The sequence below is a fragment of the Nocardia sp. NPDC052316 genome (assembly GCF_044547795.1).
In the GTDB taxonomy this organism is placed as follows: Bacteria; Actinomycetota; Actinomycetes; order Mycobacteriales; family Mycobacteriaceae; genus Nocardia.
The window spans coordinates 497,766-517,280 of record NZ_JBIUBB010000003.1 but is presented as its reverse complement, the minus strand read 5'-3'; the positions used below and the strand labels follow the sequence as shown (position 1 = coordinate 517,280).

The 19,515-nt window shown below is 68.4% G+C and carries 20 protein-coding genes; 11 read left to right on the top strand and 9 right to left on the bottom strand.

Annotated features, from left to right (window positions below):
- Nucleotides 1–38 precede the first annotated feature (38 nt).
- The 7 genes from ACIHA7_RS15075 to ACIHA7_RS15045 all read left to right on the top strand — a co-directional run bounded on the left by ACIHA7_RS15075 (nt 39) and on the right by ACIHA7_RS15045 (nt 6,223).
- Nucleotides 39–395, top strand: coding sequence for a nuclear transport factor 2 family protein (locus ACIHA7_RS15075; protein ID WP_397289620.1), 357 nt, complete (start codon nt 39–41; stop codon nt 393–395).
- Between the two features lie 48 nt (nt 396–443).
- Nucleotides 444–863: a hypothetical protein gene (locus ACIHA7_RS15070; protein WP_397289618.1), complete on the top strand. Its 420-nt coding sequence runs from the start codon at nt 444–446 to the stop codon at nt 861–863.
- A 153-nt stretch (nt 864–1,016) separates the two neighbouring features.
- Nucleotides 1,017–2,003, top strand: a complete 987-nt coding sequence (locus ACIHA7_RS15065; protein WP_397289616.1) for an alpha/beta hydrolase — start codon at nt 1,017–1,019, stop codon at nt 2,001–2,003.
- A gap of 2 nt (nt 2,004–2,005) precedes the next feature.
- Nucleotides 2,006–2,911: an SDR family NAD(P)-dependent oxidoreductase gene (locus tag ACIHA7_RS15060; protein ID WP_397289614.1), complete on the top strand. Its 906-nt coding sequence runs from the start codon at nt 2,006–2,008 to the stop codon at nt 2,909–2,911.
- 7 nt (nt 2,912–2,918) lie between these two features.
- Nucleotides 2,919–3,839, top strand: a complete 921-nt coding sequence (locus ACIHA7_RS15055; RefSeq protein ID WP_397290767.1) for a ferritin-like domain-containing protein — start codon at nt 2,919–2,921, stop codon at nt 3,837–3,839.
- Between the two features lie 5 nt (nt 3,840–3,844).
- Nucleotides 3,845–5,350 (top strand): flavin-containing monooxygenase, encoded by a 1,506-nt coding sequence (locus tag ACIHA7_RS15050; RefSeq protein WP_397289612.1) that lies wholly within the window; start codon nt 3,845–3,847, stop codon nt 5,348–5,350.
- On the top strand, nt 5,351–6,223 hold the full coding sequence (locus ACIHA7_RS15045) for a MerR family transcriptional regulator (protein WP_397289610.1): 873 nt from the start codon (nt 5,351–5,353) through the stop codon (nt 6,221–6,223). It begins immediately after the preceding gene.
- Between the two features lie 204 nt (nt 6,224–6,427).
- Here the strand turns inward: ACIHA7_RS15045 and ACIHA7_RS15040 are convergent, their stop codons facing one another.
- Together ACIHA7_RS15040 and ACIHA7_RS15035 are read right to left on the bottom strand one after the other, a co-directional pair.
- On the bottom strand, nt 6,428–7,195 hold the full coding sequence (locus tag ACIHA7_RS15040; protein WP_397289608.1) for an ABC transporter permease: 768 nt from the start codon (nt 7,193–7,195) through the stop codon (nt 6,428–6,430).
- Nucleotides 7,196–7,220: 25 nt separating this feature from the next.
- On the bottom strand, nt 7,221–8,501 hold the full coding sequence (locus ACIHA7_RS15035) for a glycosyltransferase (RefSeq protein WP_397289606.1): 1,281 nt from the start codon (nt 8,499–8,501) through the stop codon (nt 7,221–7,223).
- Between the two features lie 96 nt (nt 8,502–8,597).
- On the opposite strand from ACIHA7_RS15035, the gene ACIHA7_RS15030 reads away from it, so the two are divergent.
- The 3 genes from ACIHA7_RS15030 (at nt 8,598) to ACIHA7_RS15020 (ending at nt 12,953) form a co-directional block, all read left to right on the top strand.
- Nucleotides 8,598–11,162, top strand: a complete 2,565-nt coding sequence (locus ACIHA7_RS15030) for a cytochrome P450 (protein ID WP_397289604.1) — start codon at nt 8,598–8,600, stop codon at nt 11,160–11,162.
- Between the two features lie 57 nt (nt 11,163–11,219).
- Nucleotides 11,220–11,750: a pyridoxamine 5'-phosphate oxidase family protein gene (locus tag ACIHA7_RS15025; protein WP_397289602.1), complete on the top strand. Its 531-nt coding sequence runs from the start codon at nt 11,220–11,222 to the stop codon at nt 11,748–11,750.
- 108 nt (nt 11,751–11,858) lie between these two features.
- Nucleotides 11,859–12,953 (top strand): methyltransferase, encoded by a 1,095-nt coding sequence (locus tag ACIHA7_RS15020; RefSeq protein WP_397289600.1) that lies wholly within the window; start codon nt 11,859–11,861, stop codon nt 12,951–12,953.
- Here the strand turns inward: ACIHA7_RS15020 and ACIHA7_RS15015 are convergent.
- Entirely contained in the window at nt 12,950–13,540 is a 591-nt protein-coding gene (locus ACIHA7_RS15015; protein ID WP_397289598.1) for a TetR/AcrR family transcriptional regulator, read from the bottom strand. The genes ACIHA7_RS15020 and ACIHA7_RS15015 overlap by 4 nt on opposite strands.
- 70 nt (nt 13,541–13,610) lie before the next feature.
- Between ACIHA7_RS15015 and ACIHA7_RS15010 the strand changes: the two genes are divergently transcribed.
- A complete protein-coding gene (locus tag ACIHA7_RS15010; protein ID WP_397289595.1) occupies nt 13,611–14,417 on the top strand; it encodes a class I SAM-dependent methyltransferase in 807 nt (268 codons plus the stop codon).
- A gap of 34 nt (nt 14,418–14,451) precedes the next feature.
- On the opposite strand, the gene ACIHA7_RS15005 is transcribed toward ACIHA7_RS15010, so the two are convergent.
- From ACIHA7_RS15005 to ACIHA7_RS14980, 6 genes are all read right to left on the bottom strand, one after another.
- A complete protein-coding gene (locus ACIHA7_RS15005; protein ID WP_397289593.1) occupies nt 14,452–14,814 on the bottom strand; it encodes a hypothetical protein in 363 nt (120 codons plus the stop codon).
- A 148-nt stretch (nt 14,815–14,962) separates the two neighbouring features.
- On the bottom strand, nt 14,963–15,883 hold the full coding sequence (locus tag ACIHA7_RS15000) for a hypothetical protein (RefSeq protein ID WP_397289591.1): 921 nt from the start codon (nt 15,881–15,883) through the stop codon (nt 14,963–14,965).
- Nucleotides 15,865–16,473, bottom strand: coding sequence for a nitroreductase family protein (locus ACIHA7_RS14995; RefSeq protein WP_397289589.1), 609 nt, complete (start codon nt 16,471–16,473; stop codon nt 15,865–15,867). Before ACIHA7_RS14995 ends, ACIHA7_RS15000 begins: the two co-directional genes overlap by 19 nt.
- Entirely contained in the window at nt 16,473–17,465 is a 993-nt protein-coding gene (locus ACIHA7_RS14990) for a ScbA/BarX family gamma-butyrolactone biosynthesis protein (RefSeq protein ID WP_397289587.1), read from the bottom strand. The genes ACIHA7_RS14995 and ACIHA7_RS14990 overlap by 1 nt, the downstream gene beginning before the upstream one ends.
- Nucleotides 17,462–18,382 carry a nucleoside-diphosphate kinase gene (locus ACIHA7_RS14985; protein WP_397289585.1) on the bottom strand — a complete coding sequence of 307 codons (921 nt, stop codon included), beginning with the start codon at nt 18,380–18,382 and terminating at the stop codon, nt 17,462–17,464. Before ACIHA7_RS14985 ends, ACIHA7_RS14990 begins: the two co-directional genes overlap by 4 nt.
- Nucleotides 18,379–19,470, bottom strand: coding sequence for an SDR family oxidoreductase (locus ACIHA7_RS14980; protein ID WP_397289583.1), 1,092 nt, complete (start codon nt 19,468–19,470; stop codon nt 18,379–18,381). Before ACIHA7_RS14980 ends, ACIHA7_RS14985 begins: the two co-directional genes overlap by 4 nt.
- Nucleotides 19,471–19,515: the final 45 nt, after the last annotated feature.

Genomic DNA, 19,515 nt, shown 5'->3' with positions numbered 1-19,515 from the left:
CAGCGAAACCGCAGATCACAGCCCCGAAGGAGCTCATCATGGACACCATCGTCGCCCAGTACCTGGAAGCCTGGAACACCACCGACGCCGCCGCCCGCAAGGCCGCCGTCGCCCGGGTGTTCACCGAGACCGCGGGCTACACCGACCCGCTGATGGCGGTGACCGGGCACGACGCCATCGACGCCGGAATCGCCGCGGCGCAAGCGCAATTCCCCGGTTGGACCTTCCGGCTGGCCGGCCCGGTGGACGCCCACCACGACCAGGTCCGCTTCACCTGGGAGCTCGGCCCCGCCGACGCCCCCGCGGTGGTTGTCGGCTTCGACGTCGCCGTGGTCGCGGATGGCCGCATCGCCAACGTGTACGGCTTCCTCGACAAGGTCCCCGCCGCAGCCTGATCGAAACCTGCTTCGCCACATACTGATTCACCGAAGGAAAGCAAAGTCATGAACGCCACCGCCCCGTCCTACCTGTCCACCGTCATGGCCCCCGGCCCGCAGTTGCTTCGCCTCTCGCTCCGCCTGGATGCCGTGGTCACCGGCGTCAACGGCCTGGCCTACCTCGCCCTCGCCGGGCCGCTGGAGTCGCTGCTCGGCCTGAACACCGAGCTCGGCATTCCGATCGGGATCTTCCTGACTCTGTACGGCGTGGCGGTGGCGATCATCGGCACCCGGCAGACGATCAGCCCCGCGGCGACCGGCGTCGTGATCGCAGGCAACGCCGCCTGGACCGTGGTCAGCCTGGCCGCCCTCATCGCAGGCGTCCTCGACCTGAATCTGGTCGGCTCGATCTGGACGGTCATGCAGGCCGCCACCGTCGGCGGTTTCGCCGCCCTGCAGTACCTGGGCCTGCGCAAAGCGCAGTGACTATCCGACAACTGAACAGCCCCACCCGCGACGACCGCGGCACCAGCCCACCAGCTGATGCCGCGGTCGTCGTCGCAGGTCAGCCCGCATCGCGATCGGCCTGCAACAAATGTGCCATTGACAACTGGCGCATTCATCGATGATTCTGGACGCATGACAAGGTCAACGAGGACCTCGATCCCCGGCGTACCCACCGCACCCTCCACGCGGGCCACCCTGGCCGCGGCGGCCACCCAGTTCGGGTTGCGCCCGCTGAACAACGCGGTGCCGATGAATGCCCCGGGAGTCTGGTTCGCCCGCAAGCTCGTCGCCACCTTCATGGCCGTCGGCGGCCCGGTGCCCCGTGGCACCGCCGTCACCCCGGTTCGGTCCGGGCCGGTGCGCGGAGAATGGGTCCGCGCGCCCGGCGTCTCCTTCGGCAAACGCGCCGTCTACTACATTCACGGCAGCGGCTACGTCATCTGCTCCGCCCGCACGCACCGGGGGCTGGCCGCGCAGCTGTCGCGCAAGACCGGGCTTCCGGTCTTCCTGACCGACTACCGGCTCGCCCCGGAACACCGCTTCCCGGCGGCGGCCGACGATGTCGAGGCGGGCTACCGCTGGCTGCTCGACCGCGGCTACGCCGCCGACGACCTGGTGATCGCCGGTGATTCGGCGGGTGGGCATCTCACGCTCGACCTGCTCATCGAGAACGAACGCCGCCGCATTCCGCAGCCCGCGGCCGTGGTGATGTTCTCCCCCCTGTTCGACCTGACGCTGCAGCTGGCCGCCGAACAAGAACGGCGCCGACGGGATCCGCTCATCTCCGCCAAGGCGGCGAGCCGCATGCCACGCGCCTACACCCGGGGCCTGCCCGACGACACCCCGCGACTGCGGCTGACCGTGCCGGAAGGCATGTCCCTGCCGCCCATGCTGATTCAGGTCGGCGGCACCGAGATGCTCAGTGCCGACGCGCGGGCGCTCTGCGCGATGGTGCGCGCCGCGGGCGGCAGCTGCGAGCTGGAGGTGTGGCCGGGTCAGGTGCACGTCTTCCAGGCGCTGCCGACGCTGGTGCCCGAAGCCGACCAAGCCCTGGCCCGAGCGGCCGACTTCCTGCGGACGGCACTCGCCGCCCGCACCGTCTCGGAGAAGGTGAGCTGACCATGTTCGGATTGGAAAAGCTGCTGCCCCTTGGTAATCGGCCACGGCGCAGCTACGGCGCGCGAGCGGTGGTTACGGGGGCGGGCAGCGGCATCGGCCGGGCCTTCGCACTGGAGATCGCCGATCGCGGCGGGCAGGTGATCTGCGCCGACATCGACGAGGCGCGCGCCGACGAGACCGTCGCGCTGATCGAACGCAAGCATCGCGGCACCGCGCATGCGTTCCGCTGCGATGTGGCGCACCGCGAAGACGTGGAAAACCTTGCGCGCTTTGCCGAATCGCTGTTCGAGCGCCCGGTCAGCCTGGTGATCAACAACGCAGGCGTCGGCATCGGCGGAAAGCGGGTCGGCCAGGTCGGTTTCGAGGACTGGCAGTGGGCGCTCGGCATCAACCTGTGGGGTGTGGTGCACGGGTGTGAGGTCTTCACGCCGCAGCTGCGCGCCGCCCGTCGCGGCGGCATCATCAACGTCGCCTCCGCGGCCGGGTTCGCCGCCGCACCCTCGATGTCGGTCTACAACGTGTCCAAGGCCGGGGTGATGTCGCTGTCGGAGACGATGGCGGCCGAGCTGAGCGGCACCGGCGTCGCGGTCACCGTACTGTGCCCCACCTTCGTGAAAACCAATGTGGCCAAGGACGGCCGGATCACCCAGCAGTCGGCCCGACTGGCCGACACCCTGATGCGCTGGACCGGCTTCACGCCCGAACACGTCGCCCGCAACACCCTCGACGCGCACGATCGTGGGCAGCTGTATGTGCTGCCCCAACTGGACGCCCACGTCGTCTGGCGGCTCAAGCGCTACTTCCCCGCCCAGTACACCTATGTCCTCGGCCTCCTGGATCGAGTGCTGCCCCAGGACAACTCCCCCGCCACCGACCGCACCTCGGTCACCGACAAGACAGGAGTCTGACATGGCCATCACGATGGACTTCGACGACATGCTCGCCAAGATCAAAGACCGACAGTGGGCGCTGGCCGATATCGACTGGGACGCACCGGGCGCCGAGACGATCACGCCCGAACTGCACGCCAAGCTCAAGCCGTTCATGGCCGACCTGATGTGGATCGAGAACGTCGGCGCGCGCGGCTTCGCCGCCATGGCGAAGAAGGCGCCCACCGAGACGCTGCGCGAGATCTACCGCTACTTCCACGCCGAGGAGCAGCGCCACGCCAACGCCGAACTGGCGCTGATGCGGCGCTGGGGCATGCTCGACGGCGACGAGATTCCGCAGCCGAATGTGAACGTCAAGCTGGTGATCGACTTCCTGGACAAGTACGCCGACGATATGTCGCTGTCGTTCCTGGGCACCGTGATTCCGATGCTGGAGGTCGCGCTGGACGGCGCGCTGGTCAAGTTCATCATGGACGAGATCCACGACCCGGTCTGTCAGGACGCCTTCAAGAAGATCAACAACGACGAATCCCGGCACCTGGCGGTCGATTTCGCGGTGATGGATCTGCTCGGGCACTCACAGGTGCGCAAGCTCGCCATCGATCTGGTCGGCGGCTGGCTGAAGCCGTCGCTGCTCATCGGCGTGCTGAGCTACGTGCCGCTGCTGAACAAGATGCGCGACAACATCGTCGAGATGGGCGTCGACGAGGAGAAGCTGTACTCGGCGCTGAAGCGTTACGCCAATGTCGGTGAGCGCAGCGAGTTCGCGCGCAGGCTGCCGATGTACCAGATCGTCAAGATGCACGGAAGCTGGGTGATCGACCGCGGCCACCCGTACCACCTGTTCGCCGACGCACTGGTGAAGATCACCGCCAGGGTGCCGAAGGCACTGCTGCGCAGGGACCCGACCTGGGTCAAGGAAGTCACCTACGAGCCGGCGGCGTGAGGCAGATGAGCAGCAAGACTTTGGACGTCGCCATCATCGGCGGCGGGTTCGCCGGTATCGGCAGCGCGATTCGCCTGAAACAAAAGGGGATCGACAGTTTCGCCATCTTCGAGCGCGGCGACGCGATCGGCGGCACCTGGCGCGACAACACCTATCCCGGTGCGGCCTGCGACATTCCGTCGCGGCTGTACTCCTACAGCTTCGCGCCGAACCCGGACTGGTCGCACACCTACTCGGGCAGCAACGAAATCCTCGGCTACATCGAGTCGATGGCGGCCGAGTTCGGCCTCGGACCGCATTTCCGGTTCGGCCACAACGTGTCCGGCATCGTCTTCGACGAGCCCGCCGGGCTGTGGGAGATCACGATCGACGGCCGCGACGAGGCCGTGCGAGCCCGCGCCGTGGTGCTCGCCTCGGGACCGCTGGCCAATGCCAGCTTTCCGAACATTCGCGGCATCGAGGATTACGCCGGGCACAAGATCCACAGTGCCCGTTGGGATCACGACTACGACTTCACCGGCAAGAAGGTCGCGGTGGTCGGCACCGGCGCCAGCGCGGTGCAGATCATTCCGGAGCTGGTCGATAAGGCCGCTTCGGTCAAGGTCTTTCAGCGCACGCCGGGCTGGGTGCTGCCCCGGGTCAACCGGCGCACCAACGCGGTGACCAAGGAGCTCTACCGCCGGGTGCCCGCCGCGGAGCAGCTCGCCCGGCAAGCCTGGTTCTACGGGCACGAGTCGGTCGCGCTCGGCGTCGTCTGGAACACACCGCTGACCAGGGTCGTCGAACTGGTCGGCAAGGCCCAATTACGCAGGCAGGTCAAGGATCCCTGGCTGCGCCGTCAGCTCACTCCGGATTTCCGGGCAGGCTGCAAGCGGCTGCTGATGACCGACGACTACTACCCCGCGCTGCAGCGGGACAACTGCAAGCTGATCACCTGGCCCATCGCGCGGCTGTCCGAGAACGGCATCCGCACTGCGGAAGGCATCGAGCACCAAGCCGACTGCATCGTCTTCGCCACCGGCTTCGACGTCTCCAAGACCGGCACCCCGATCCCGGTCGTCGGGCGGGACGGCCGGGTGCTCGCCGACGAATGGTCGGGCGGCGCGTACGCCTACAAGAGCGTCGCCGTATCCGGATACCCGAACCTGTTCTTCACCTTCGGACCGAACTCGGGTCCCGGCCACAATTCGGCGCTGGTGTACATGGAGGCCCAGATCGACTACCTGATCAGCGCCATCGGCACCATCCTGGAGCAGGATCTGCGCGTGCTCGACGTCCGCAAGGACCGGCAGGACCGCTACAACGCGGGCATGCAGCGCAGGCTGACCGGCACCACCTGGAACTCGGGCTGCCGCAGCTGGTACCTCTCCGAGGACGGTTTCAACGCGACCATGTATCCGGGCTTCGCCACCCAGTACGTCAATCAGCTGCGGACCGTCGACCTCGCCGACTACACGGTGGTCGCCGCGGACCGCACCGCCCGTAAGCCCCGGATCGCGGCGGTTTCCTAGATGACCGGTGCCGGCGGCCTTGGCGATAGACTCGGGCAATCAATAACCGGGCTGTTCGGTCGCCGGCATTCCGGCGCGCAGGTGGGCGAGGAGGTGGAGTCGATGGAGTACCGCATCGATGACCTCGCGCGCGCCGCGGGCACCACCACCCGCAATGTGCGCGCCTACCAGGAGCGCGGTCTGCTGCCCCCGCCCGTCGGCAAGGACGGGCGGGCCAGCATCTACGACAATTCGCACCTCGAGCGACTGCGGTTGATCGACGCGCTGCTGCAACGCGGGTTCACCACCGCGCACATCGGCGACTTCATCACCAGCTGGGAGACCGGCAAGGACCTCACCGAGGTGCTCGGCTTGCAGCACGCGGTCACCGCGTCCTGGGCGAAGGACGAGACCTTCGAGGTGCCGCGCGAGCTGATCGGCACCATCCTCGGCGCGGAGGCCGACGAGCTCGTCGACCGGCTGCGTGAGATGAAACTGGTCCGGTTGGAGGGTGACACCGTGGTGTTCACCGAGACCCAGCTGCTCACCTCGTTCGCGGAGCTGCACGAGTACGGCCTGGAACTGCGCACCCTCATCGAGATCTACGCCAAGGTCGCCGACCGGATCGACGACATCACCCACATCATGATCACCGCCGCCAAGCAGCACATCATCGATGAGCACGGCGCGGGCTGGCTCCCCGAGACCAGCGGCGAAATCGCCGACACCACAACGATGTTGAGCAAGATGCGCGAGCTGGCCGTGGCCTCGGTGCACTCGACGCTTGCCCGCTCGCTCGACGTGACTCTGCGCCGGGAACTCGGCGACTACCTCGCCACCGCCGCCGAACGCGAACGCACCAAGACGGATTCGCGCCCGGACAGCCCGTCCTGAGGGCTCGGACCTGGACCGCATCGGCGCGGCCCGCACGCAGCTCCCACGATATCGGTGGTATAGACGGTGCGGTCGCGGGCCAAGTCCTCGATGGACGGACCCGACACCAGGCTGTGACTCGACATGCCCGGCAGCAGCAGCGGGACACCCGCTCCCGACTCTGACCTGCGCACTCGCGTTGTCCCGAAAGATGTATCGACGGCTTCACACCCGCGAACGACGGGCGAAAAGCACTGCGGCGCAGACATAGCCGAGTACAGCGAGCCCGACGGACCAGAGCACCGCGAGCGCCGCGCTGCTGTGCCATTCGGCACCGAGGAGCAGGCCGCGGAGCGTATCGATCACCGGGGTCGCGGGTTGATGCTCGGCGAAGCCGCGTAGCCAGGACGGCATGGTGGCGGTCGGCACGAAGGCACTGCTGATGTAGGGGATGAACATGATGGCGTAGGTGAATCCGCCTGCGGCCTCCGGGTTTTGCGCGAGCAGACCCAGCGCGACCGCGATCCAGGTAATCGCGTGCACGAAGAGCACGATCACCGCGAGCGCGCCGAGCCACCCGAGAAACCCTGCGTCCGAACGGAAGCCCAGCAGCACCCCGACCACGAGCACCACGACTACCGCGATCATGTTGCGCACGACCCCCTCCCCCACATGCCCGGCCAGCAGGGCTTGCCGAAAGATCGGCAAGGTCCGGAATCGGTCCACCGCGCCGGTGCGCAGATCGGTCGCCACCGCCGTGGCGGTGATCGAGGCGCCGAATCCGGTGCACAGCAGGATGATTCCGGGAATCACATAGTCGATGTAGGGGCCGTCCACCTGTATCGCGCCACCGAATACGTACACGAACAGCAGCATGATCAGCACCGGCAGCAACAGCGAGATCAGCAGCGTGTCCCGGCTACGCAGCGTATGCCGCACCGCCCGCCGGAACATGACGGCGCAATCGCCGCAAGCGAGCGCCACTGTGTTCATAGCGCCCCGCCGGCGGTCTGCCTGCTCACCCGGCTGTCGCCTCGACGATGTCGGCGGTGCGCGGCGTCGCGTCAGCGTGCGATTGCAGTTCTCCCGCGAGGGCTTTCGCCCGTTGCGCGGTCCCCTCGTCCAGCAGTGTCCGCACCCCGGCTTCCAGCCGCTCCCGGTCGAGCTTGCGGAAACTCAGATGCGCACCGACACCGAGCCGTTCGACCTGCGCACCCCACATCGGCTGGTCGAACGACACCGAACAGACCAGCGTCGGTAACCCGGCCCGCAGGCTCTCGAAGGTGGTGCCGATGCCGCCGTGGTGCACCGCCGCGGCACACACCGGGAAGACGATGTCGTGCGCGACCGGGCCCACCACCTTCACCTGCTTGCCGGTTTCCGCGTCGGCGGCGGCCAGATCGCTCCAGCCCGCGCTCACCAAACCCCGGATACCCAGCCGCTCGCACACCTGCTCGACGATCGCGAGCACGGCGTGTGTGTCCCGGATGGGCATGCTGCCGAAACCGAAGTACACCGGCGGCTCGCCGTCCGCGATCCAGGCGATCACCTCACCGTGATCGGCGGCCAGCTCGCCGAGCGCCTCCCTGGCGGTCCGCTCCAGCGGCAGGAAGCCGACGAGCGGCCTGCGCTCGCCCCACTCCTCGGCCAGGCCGGGCACCAGGGCACGGTCGTAGATCTGTACCTCGGGCACGCCGGCGCGCGCGAGCATGTCGGCAGGCGCGGCGGTGGTGCGCGGCAGGCCGAGCTCCTTGCGCAGCTGGTTGAGGTAGCGCATGAAGACGACGCGGCGCAGGTTCTCGGCGAGCAGCCAGGTGGCGCGGTTCACCAGGGCGGGCGGGCGCCAGGCCGGCGGCAGCGAGCCGGGGAACGGATACGCGGAGTTCTTCCGGCACGGAAAGCCGTGCAGCGAAACCATCGGCACCCGCATCGCCTCGGCGACCGACGCGGCCCGATCCTCGGTGAGCATCGTCGCCACGATCACGTCCGCGCCCGCGCACACGTCGATCACCTCGCGGTTCATCTGCTCGGCGTAGTCGGCCATCTGCTTGCCGACCAGCTGCATCAGCCGGAAGCTGCTGCCCGCGGCCAGCGCCTTCTGGCCCTCGTCGGACGAGTAGAGCTGCTGCACGTCCGGCCCGCAGCTGACGGCGGCCAGGCCGGTGCGGGTGGCGAAGTCGACGAGGTTCGGCGGCGCGCCGACCAGGACGTCGTGGCCGCGCCTGCGCAGCTCCAGCCCGAGCGCCACCGCGGGTTGCACGTCGCCGCGGGTGCCCGTCAACGGAATCGCCACTCTCATGCCAGCTCCTGTACCCGGCGGGCCATACCCCGCACTTGTCGCGACTCGTCGTTTTTCCAGCATCCGCGCGGCGCACATGTCCGTACCGTGGTCGGCATGCACGTCGCGCTGTTCACGGACTTCCATCCCGCGACTCTCGGCGGGATCCAGACCTCGGTACATGCCCAGCGTCGCGGGCTCGAGCGGCTCGGCCACCGCGTCACCGTGTTCACCGCGCCCACGCCGGAATCTACCGAACCGGACCCGGACCTGGTGGTCCTTTCCGCACTCGGGGGCGTCGTGGTGAACGGTTTCGCCATGGTGCTGCCGACGCCTGCGAACAATCGGGCCATCGACGCGGCGTTCGCCGAGCGCGGCCCGATCGATGTCGTGCACACCCAGACCACCTACGGCGTCGCCATCGCCGGGCTGCGCGCGGCTCGGCGCCACGGCATTCCCGTGGTGCACACCGTGCACAGCCGCGACGACGTCTTCATCGCCAACACCTCGCCGGTCCCCTATCTGTCCGCGCTCACCATGCGGGCGCTGCACGGCCGCTTCGTCTCGCATCGGGGACGGATGCCGCGCAACGCTGAATCCCGGGCGGCGCGGCACGCCTGGCGCACGATGGTCGCCCAGGCCCAGGCCGCCGATCGGGTGATCGTGCCGACCGAGCACTTCGCCGAGCGCATTCTGGCGCACGGGCTGGCTCGGCCGATTCGGGTGATCTCCAACGGAATCGATGACGAACTGCTCGACGCCGCACAGACGTCGGTGCCGGAGTCCGGCCCGGTACGAACCGAGCCATTGCGAATCCTGTGGTGCGCCAGACTTTCCGGGGAGAAGCGGCTGCTCGAGGCGATCGAGGCGGTACGGCTCGTGGCGAACTGCGTGTTCGACATCTACGGCACCGGCGAGCTGTGGGAGCGTGCGGGGGCGGCGATCGACGCGGGCGGGCTGCGCGATCGGGTGCGGCTGCACGGTGCGGTCAGTCAGGCCGAGTGTCTGGCGGCGATGGCGACGCACGACGTATTGCTCTTTCCCTCTTCGGGTTTCGATACCCAGGGCATGGCCCTGCTGGAGGCGGTGGCCATGCGGCTACCGGTGGTCTACTGCGATCCGGATCTGGCCGAGACGGTGCCCGAGGGCGGTGGGGTCTGTACCCGCGGCCCGTCGGTGGCGGCGATCGCCGACGCACTGCGCGAACTCGCCGACGACCCCGAGCAATTGGCGCCGATGCGCAAGATCCTCGCCGATCATGCCGACTCCGCGCGGCAATCACGCCTCACCGAGGCGATTCTCGCGATATACACCGACCTGGCCAGCGGTGCGAAACAAGCTATGCCGCAGCCTGTTCCGAATGTTCCCACCGCGCCGGGGCGGCTACCCCTGCTCGGCCACAGCGTGGTGGCGCTGCGCGATGGACTGAAGTTCGTCACGTCGCTGGCCGAGATCGCCCCGATCGTACGGATCTATCTCGGCCCGCGACCGGCCTACGTGCTCACCACCCCGGACCTCATCCGCGAGGTGGGTTTCGGCGAGGCGGGCGAGTTCCATCGCGAGGAGTTGCGCGACGCGATACAGGAGGTCATTCGCGGCGCGTCCAACGTGCTCAGCGGCAAGCCGCACGAGCTGCGCAGGCGGATGATCGCGCCCGCGCTGCGGCAGCGCCGGTTGACCGAGTACGCGGTCGTCGCCGCCGATCTCGCGAACGCGTGGTCGGCTGCGCTGCCACCCGATCGGCAGGTGAACCTGGTGGACGAGGCGCACCGCCTCGTCCTCGACACGATCTCCTCGACCCTGTTCACCGCCGAGTTCGGCGCTGACGCGAAACGCGAGGTCCAACAGAACATCCCGTGGCTGCTCGGCCAGGTGATCCAGCGCGCCGCGCTGCCGCCGCCGGTGCGCCGCCTGCGCGTGGTCGCCAACCGCCGGTTCAGCGCCAAGTCCCGTCGGTTGCGCGCCGAGATCGGCGCCGTGGTCGCCGAATACCGCCGCGCCGACCGCGATTTCCACGACGTGCTCTCCGCGCTGGTCCGGCACCGCGACCCGGAGACCGGCACCCGGCTGTCGGACGAGGAGATCATCGACGAACTGCTGCTCATGCTCGCCGCCGGAGTCGGCTCGACCGCCTCCATCCTGGGCTGGGTGTGGCACGAAACCATACGCAATCCGGAGATCGCCGCCGAATTACGCCGGGAGCTCGACGATTTCGTCGGCGCGGACCCGGTCACCCCCGACCACGTCGCGGAACTGCCGTATCTGCGGCTGGTCATCCTGGAGACGCTGCGGTTCTGGGGCCCGTGGGTCAGCACGCACACTGCGGACGGACCGGTCACGCTGGGCGGCACCACGCTGCCAGACGGCGCCATGGTGGTGTTCAGCCCGTACATGATTCACCACAACCCGCACTACTACCCGAGCCCGGAAACCTTCGATCCGGATCGCTGGTTCCCCGGTCGGGTCGAGGAGATCGACAAGAAGGCGATCCTGCCGTTCGGCGTCGGCAGCAGGCACTGCCCGGGCAACAACTTCGCCCTGATGACGATCACCCTCGCCACCGCCGCCCTCTTCGCCCGCTGGCAGCCGGTCGCCGACCCCGGCTACCAGGTGAAACCATCGAACCGTGATTTCGTCGCAGCCCCATCGCGGTTGCCGGTGATCCTGCATCCCCGGCGCTGAACCGGCGCAGCGCGTCGACGGCCGATGAGTTCGACGCCGCCGTATCGTCAGCACAGTATGGACACCAAAAATCTCGCTGAGCTCTACGAATTGCCGACGCTGGATTGGGCGGCCATCCGGACTGCACTCGACGCGAATATCCCCCAGGCGCCCGACACCGGTGGGCCGAACCGGCACACCTACTGGTTGAGCACCATCAATCCCGACGGCAGTCCGCACATGACCGCGGTCGGTGCGCTGTGGATCGACGGGGCGTTCTGGTTCACCACCGGCGCGCGAACACGCAAGGCCCGCAATATCGCTCGCGATCCGCGCTGCGCGATCAGCATCGCCACCCACGACTTCGACCTCACCGTCAACGGCACGGCAGCCCAGGTGACCGACCCGGCGGCGGTGGCCGACGTCGCCGCCCGCTACGCCGCGGACGGCTGGCCCGCGCGGGTCGACGACACCGGGCTGGCGCTCACCGCCGAATACAGCGCGCCGTCCGCGGGGCCGCCGCCCTGGCACGTCTACCGCATCACCGTCGAGACCGCGATGGCACTCGCCACGGTGGAGCCGGGTGGCGCGACCCGCTGGCGATTCTGACGACGCCGACTGCATTGCGGGACGGCCGCCGCTTCGACCCATGACGAGCGGCAGACCCGTACGCTGCTTGGTGGCATAGTGCCTGCCGTCGAGCGGATGGAGACTCCCATGGCACCCGAGCACCCGAGAATGCCACCGCCAGCGCTGGTTCGGGCTGTCGAACTGGTGCGCAACGGTCTGTCCGTCGCGTATCGCAAGCTGGTGCCGGGACAACTCGCGGTGATGGAACTGCTGGCCGCCGGGTGGTTGACGCAGGCGATCCACGCCGCCGCCGAACTCGGCATCGCCGATGCGCTCGCGGACGGGCCGCGCAGCGGTGCCGAGCTGGCACGGACCGTCGGAGCCGACGAGGACGCACTGCATCGGCTGCTGCGGCTCCTGATCAGCCACGGCATCTTCACCAGGCGCCGAGACGGTAGATATGCCCTCACCTCGATGGCCAGAGCGCTGCAACGGGACAGCGATGTCACCCTGCGCGACGCCGCCCTGTTCTTCGGTTCGCCGATCCACCGGGACAATTGGTCGCATCTCGTCGACGCGGTCCGCACCGGCAAGCCGGTCGGCGAGGCGCTGCACGGCATGTCGTTCTTCGAGCACGCGCGGACCGATCGTGAGCTCGGCACGTTGTTCGACAACGCGATGACCAGCATCGGCAGCCTGTCGCTCACCCCCTTGCTCGCAGCCTACGACTTCGGCACCTTCGACACCCTGGTCGATGTCGGCGGCGGCGAAGGCGCGTTGCTCACCGAAATCCTGCGCCGCGCACCACGATCCACGGGCATCCTGTTCGACCTGCCGGAGGTGCTGGCGTCAGCGCCGGGCCGGTTGGCCGAGCTCGGGCTGACCGACCGCTGCGCGATCGAGGCCGGCTCCTTCTTCGACGCCGTACCGCAGGGCGGCGACGCCTATCTGCTCAAGCACATCCTGCACGACTGGACCGAGGACGACGCGGGACGAATCCTGACGACGGTCCGCGCGGCGATGAAACCCGATGCCCGCCTGGTGATCATCGAGCTGGTCGTCCCCGAGCACACCCGTCCGCATCCCGGCAAGTTCATCGATCTCGAGATGCTGGTGAATACCGGCGGTCGTGAGCGGACCGCCGAGGAGTACCGGAAGTTCCTGGCGCGCTACGGGTTCGAGCTGACGCGCGTGATCCCCACGGTGTCACCGGACAACATTCTCGAGGCCGAACCCACTTAAGGTGCCAGCGCCCCGGCGATGACCGTGGTCACGACCTTGCTGACGGCTTCGGCGGTCGGCGGCGGCCCCGTCCGGTCGGCGAACAGCAGATGCCCGGCCCCGATCAGAGTGGGCGCCAACACTTCCACGTCGGCCTCGGCCACGACGCGTCCCTGCTCGCGCTCGGCGTCGAGATAGTCGGCGATCATCGCCGTCGCTTCCGCGAGCAATGGGACACCCGTGGGCCTGGATCGACGCAGCCTCGCGCGCAACTCGTCCCGGAAGGTGACGAGGCTGACGATCGACACGGCGACCGTTCCGAACACCTCGGTCAGCGCACCGCTGAGATTGCCGACGACCGTGCCGGTACCCGCGGCTTCGCGTAGCACGGCAGCCTGCCGGCCGATCCGCGCGATGCGGTCCAGCACGAGCTCGGCCAGGAAGGCGTCGAAGTCGGTGAAGTGCCGGTGCAGCACCCCTTTGGCGCAGCCTGCCTCGGTGGTGACCGCCCGGCTGGTCAGCGCGCTCGGCCCGTCCCGCAGCAGGATGCGTTCGGCGGCGTCGAACAGCTGGTCGCGTACGTCGCGCATGGCCACTCCGGTTGGCACCGTGTTCTTCTCCTTGTCGTCGAGCCCGAAACGGTTGAACAGTGGGCATCCGCCCACTTATAGTGGGCACATGCCCACTATACCGTCGTCACCGGAGCCCCATCAGGCCCGCGAGACAGCCGAGTCGTTCGGCGTCGACACCGAGCGCTACGACCGTTCCCGACCCCGCTACCCCGACGCGCTGGTGCAAGCGATCGTCGCCGCGAGCCCTGGACGCGACTTCCTCGATGTGGGCGTCGGCACCGGCATCGTTGCCCGGCAATGCCGAGCCGCCGGTTGCACCGTCCTCGGCGTCGAACCCGACGAACGGATGGCCGAATTCGCGCGCCGCGACGGCACCGAGGTCGAAGTGGCCACCTTCGAGGCCTGGGACCCCGCGGGGCGCACCTTCGACACCGTCGTCTCCGGGCAAGCGTGGCACTGGGTGGACCCCGTCGCCGGCGCGGCCAAGGCGGCCGAGGCGCTACGGCCCGGCGGCCGACTTGCCCTGTTCTGGAACGTAAGTCAGCCACCGCCCGACCTCGGCGAGACCTTCGCCGAGGTCTACCGCCGGGCGGTCCCCGACTCCCCGTTCTTCCGCATGCCCCCGACCTCCCCCGCTGCGATGTACGCGGCGATGTGCGACAAAGCCGCCGACGGCATCCGCCGATCGGGTGCCTTCAGCGAGCCGCAGCGGTGGCAATTCGATTGGGAACAGCGCTACACCCGCGAGGAGTGGCTGGATTTCTCGGCGACCACCAGCGCCACTACCCGGCTCCCCCAGCCCGTGCTGGACGAGGTGCTGGCGGGCCTCGGCGCCGCTGTCGACGCGGTGGGCGGCAGTTTCACCGTGCGGTACGCGACGGTCATGGTCGGCGCGGTGCGGATCGCCGCCTGAGGTTCGCGACCCGTGGGTACACCGAGCGATGTTTCTAGGTGTCCGAGACGAAAGCGCGGGTAGTGATGCCCAGCGTGCTGGTGGTCACGCACGAGGCGCGCATGGGCTGGCCGACCGCGGACGGTACGGAATCGGTGCCGGAGTAGGGGCCGAAGATCGGGCCGTCCGGGCTCGAAGCGGCACTCATGCCGAGACATTCGACCTGTAAGACGGAGGATCCGTTGCCTTCGTGGCAGCGGGCGATGGCGTCGGTCACCCCGCGATCGATGAAGCAGGCGCCGGGGTCGGCGTTCGCGGTGCCGATCACCATGCCGCAGGTGAGCACGAGTAGGCAGCCGACCCCGATGGTGCGACGTAACAGGGTTCGTACGACTCGGCCTCGCTTACGCTCGCTCACATAGATCCCTTCCTCGTGAGTGTGCACAATCGTCCCGGTATCCGGCCCGGTCGCCGCATCGGCGTGAAGCGTCCCCCGGCGCTATTCCACCAGACCCGAGGCGTATTCGCGCGGGACACGACGGTCGCTTCGGCCACCGTTTCGGGCGTCAGGGCAAGGCCAGCGCCTGTGCGATCAAAGTGAGGTAGAGCGCGAGGATGAAGACGACGGCAGGCAGAGCCGGATAGTCGGCGCGGTCACCACGCAGGAACCGCAGTGCGCCGAAGGCCGAAATCAACAGCAGCGCGACGGGGAGCCAGGCCAACAGCGACGAGTGGTCCCACGGACGGACGAGCGCGATATCGCACAGCACCGCCGCGACCGCGCAGAGCAGCGATGCCGCGGTACTTCCCTTGGCGCCCAGGGCATTCGAGTACAGCAGCTCGCCGGGTCGGCGTTCGCGCGAGGTCTTCCTGGCGAATTCGAACTGGAGGAACGCACCGGCGAACACACCGGCCACCGCCGCGGCCTGCCACGCCGCGCGCACCTCGCCGGTGTCGATCGCCGAGACGACCACGTAGTCGGTGACGAGTAGCTGCACGGGATAGGTGACGAACAGATTCACCATGATGTCGGTGCGCACCGTCGCGAACAGGTACTCCAGCCCCCACAGGGCCAGCCCGTAAGCCATAGCGACAGCGATCATTACGGCCGAACCCACCGACAGCGTCAGACTGCCCGCAACGGCCCCGAGCGCGATGAGGCCCATCGCGACTCGAAGTTCGACAGCGCTCACCGCACCGGTCACCAGCGGGCGGTCCGGATTGTGCACACGGTCGTATTCGAGGTCCTTCTGCTCATCGACCATGCGCAGATACAGCAGCACGAACGCGACGACCACTATCCGGACCAGCGTGGCGCCGGTGGGCCGCCAGGCCGAATCCGGCTGTGTCACCAGCGAAGCCGTGCCTTCGAGAGCGAGCACCCAGAGCACGCCGTACAGCAGGTAATGCGGCTTGTACATCACCGCGGTGAATCGGGCGATCCGCGCGGCGGACGCCAGCGGGCTGCTCACGCCCACCGATCCCACCTGGTCACCTCGGCCGCCGGAGTACGCCGCCCCGGCCCGTCGCGGCCGGGCAGCAGGTGCGCGACCGGGACCATGGCCACCTGGGTCACCTCGTCGAACGGGATGCCGAGCAGGTCGGCGACCTCGCGTTCGTAGGCCAGATGCGCGGTCGTCAGGCAGGACCCGAGACCGCGCTCGCGCAGGGCGAGCATGAAGTTCCACACCGCGGGATAGATCGAGCCGTAGAAGCTCGCCGACCGCAGTGGTGGGGCGGACTCCGGCAGTCTGCCGAGCGAGCAGACGAGCACCAGCGCGGGCACCTCGGACAGATGCTCCGCCAGATACTGTCCGGAGGCCAGATCGCCGAGCTGATCTGGTCGCGGTGTGCGCCCGGCCAGGTTGGCGGCGAAGCCTTTTCGGTAGTACTCCGCGATCTGCTGTTTGGTTTCCGGGTCCTGCACCACGAGGAAGCGCCACGGCTGCCGATTGCTGCCGCTCGGTGCCTGCACCGCGATATCCAGGCACTCCAGCAGATCTCGTCGCTCGACCGGCCTGCTGAGATCGAGGCGGCGGCGAAACGAGCGGGTCGTGGTGAGCAGTTCGGTGCTCATCAGCGCTCGGCCGCCGGCACCTCGGCATCGAAACCCAGTTCGTCATCGGCGAATTCGAGATCGACCTCGGCCGCGACCGCGTCGGACTGCCGGATCTCGCAGTGGATCACCGTCCGATCGGCCTGCTGCCCGGTGATCTCCGCGACGCACTCCGCGGGACGGTCCAGCTCCACGAACCGCTCGAAAGCGCTACCGACGCACTCCAATCGGGGCGCTCGGTGCAACACCATGGCCAGCGCGGTCTGCCTGCACGCCTCGATCAAGAGACTCCCCGGCGCGTGATCGAGTTGGTGATCGAACAGGAACGGATGGCCGAGATCGGGCACCAGCGTGGCGCGGGCGGTGGTGCCGGACACGTGTGGCGCGGCGATCACGACGTTGCGCCAGTTCTCCCGCCCCACCTCGGCCGCGACCGCACGATCGGCGAGCGCCGAGGCGCCGAGATACTCGCCGAGGCCGAGGCTCTTGCGGAAGGCCGCGCGCAGCGCGGTCCACTGCCGCGGCGTCATCCAGGAGAACGAGCCGTCGACGGTCATCATCGACTCCGCGCCGCAGTCGATTTCGAGCACCATGTCCAGTCCCTGCACCCGCTCACCCCGCACGTGCCTGCGTGGCACCCGCACCCGCATCACGAGATCGGCGGGCGCGGTACCGATTTCCCATGCCGGAGTGTCCGCGCCGGTGCCGTTGAAGGTGCGCACGATGAACGCCATGTCGGCGGGGACGCCGTAGAACTCGTGGCTCAGCGCGATCGCCGCCTGTCTGGCGGCCTCCATCACCAGTAGCGGGTCGTGCCGCAGTGCGAGTGAGCCGAGGTGGTCGCTGTAGTAGGCGTGCATCCTCGGTAATTGGGCGCCGACCACGAACTCGTCCTCGGCCACGGTGTCGAGCGAGGTGACGAACACCTCGGACACCGCGCACCGGTGCGCCAGCTCGCGCGAGATCGTGCGCAGATGAGTCGCTGTCTTCACCGTTTCCACGTTCGCCGTCACGGTTGTTCCTCCAGCCAGTCTTTCGCGGACACCGGACGCAGCGTTTGCGGCTGCGTGCCGACCCGCATCGGGAGTACATAGGACCCGAGCACGATCACCGACCACGGATCGAGTTCCCTGCCGTCGGCCCACGCGGCATACAGCAGCTGCGCGCAGTCCGCGTCGGCCCGGGGGTCGAATCCGGGTGCGGCCGGAGCGCCGGCCGCGTCGAGGTCGCGCAGAATCCGCTCAACCGCGACCGTACGGTCGAAGCTGCGAGCGGGTGTCTGCGCGTAGAGGTCTTTCGCGAGCGCGCGGGCGTCGGCCGAGCGATCGATGCCCGCGCCCGCCTCCGCGATCACCGCCGCCCGACGCTGCTCGTCCAGGTAGATGGCGAGCTCCCGCAGCACATCGGCGGGGTCGTCGGGCGAATGCACCAGATTCAACAGGTAGCTGTGCAGGCCGAGCAGCTGGCGCAGCTGGCCCGGACGCCGTTTACGCGGGTCGGTCGGGCCTTTGGCCTCGGTAAGGCGCACCGGGACCGGCAGTTCCGCGTCTTCGCCGCGCACGACGAGCACCAGCACGTCGGAGATGCCGACGAGCAGGTCGGCCAGGCGGCGGCGCTCGGGTGAGGCGATGTTCCAGGCGAAGTACCACAGCGCGCGGGCGAAATGCCGGTCGACCGCTACCCGGAAAGCGGAGACGACTCGGAATTCGTTGTCCGCCAGCCACTTCAGTGTTGGCTCGACGGATCGGGCGACAATGGCGTCCGGCTTCAGCAGCAGCATCGAGTGCGCCTTGGCGAACTTCGCGGCATCGACACCGAGGCGATCGAGTTGGTCCACGGTCTCCTGCACATAGGTGTCACCGACATAGGCCGCCACCTTTTCCCGCTGCGGCGTCAGCGCGGCGAGCAGCTCACCCAGCGGGGCCGTCACCGGTCCGCTCCGCCGAAGTCGTTGCCCGCCAGCACTTCCTCGATCGACGGTAAGGGCACCCCGAGGTATCCGGATTCCAGGCAGTAGTCCAGCAGCACCCGCAGATACTCCTTTCCGGTCGACGGCGACGATCTGCCCAGCAGCACTTCGGCGTTCGACGTGTCGAAAGCCAGCCGACGCTCGAAGTAGCTGGTGTACAGCGAGCCGATGCGCCGGTAGTACTCCCGCTCGATGGCGCCGAGATCGTCTTCGTGGAACGTCGTCGCGGGGACGAAGGTCGCGACCTCGAACGAGGGGTATTCGGCGAAGACGTCGGAGACCTCGCGCAGCGACAGTGTGTCCCGGCCGAGCGCGTGAAACGTACGGCCGGTCGCCGATTCGAAATCCAGTACGGCGGCGGCGACCACCTCGGCGACGTGGTCGACCGGCGCCAGCGAGAGCGTGGCGTCGTACCGGCCGGGCAGTGAGCGCAGTTTGCCCTCGACCATGAGCTTGACCACGGTGTAGAGGTTCTTGTACTCGCGGATCACGCCGGTGCCGCTCGCACCGGTCACGATGCCGGGCCGCACGATCGCCCAGCGCAGGCCCTGCGCGCCCGCCGCACGCACCAGCTGTTCGGCGCGGAACTTGCTCTGCTCGTAGCCGTTTCCGAAGGACTGGCCCGCATCGAGTGCGTCCTCGGCGATGGTGCCGCCGCGCCTTCCACAGACGTAGGCCGTGCTGACGTGCACGAGCGGGACATCCCAGGCCTTGGCGAGTGCGATCGCGTTGGCGGTGCCGCGGACATTGAGTTCGTCGTAATCCTGTGCGGTGGCATCGAACGCGGTGGTAGCGGCGCAATGCACGATGACGCCGACGCGCTCGGACAGATCCGCGGAATCGCGCTGGGACAGCCCGAATCCGGGGCTGCGGATGTCGCCCGCGACCGGGCTACCCGCGCCGAGCGCCGTGCCGTCGTTACGGACGATGCACGAATTGCGGTGCAGCACCGCCGCGACCGGTCGGCTCGCGGCGGCCAGCCGGGCCACCACCTCCGCACCGACGAGACCTGTTGCGCCGGTGACTAATACAGTATCGCGCCCGCTCATGCCGCCGCCTCGCCGACGCTCGGGGCGGTCGTGCGCGAGGGGGCG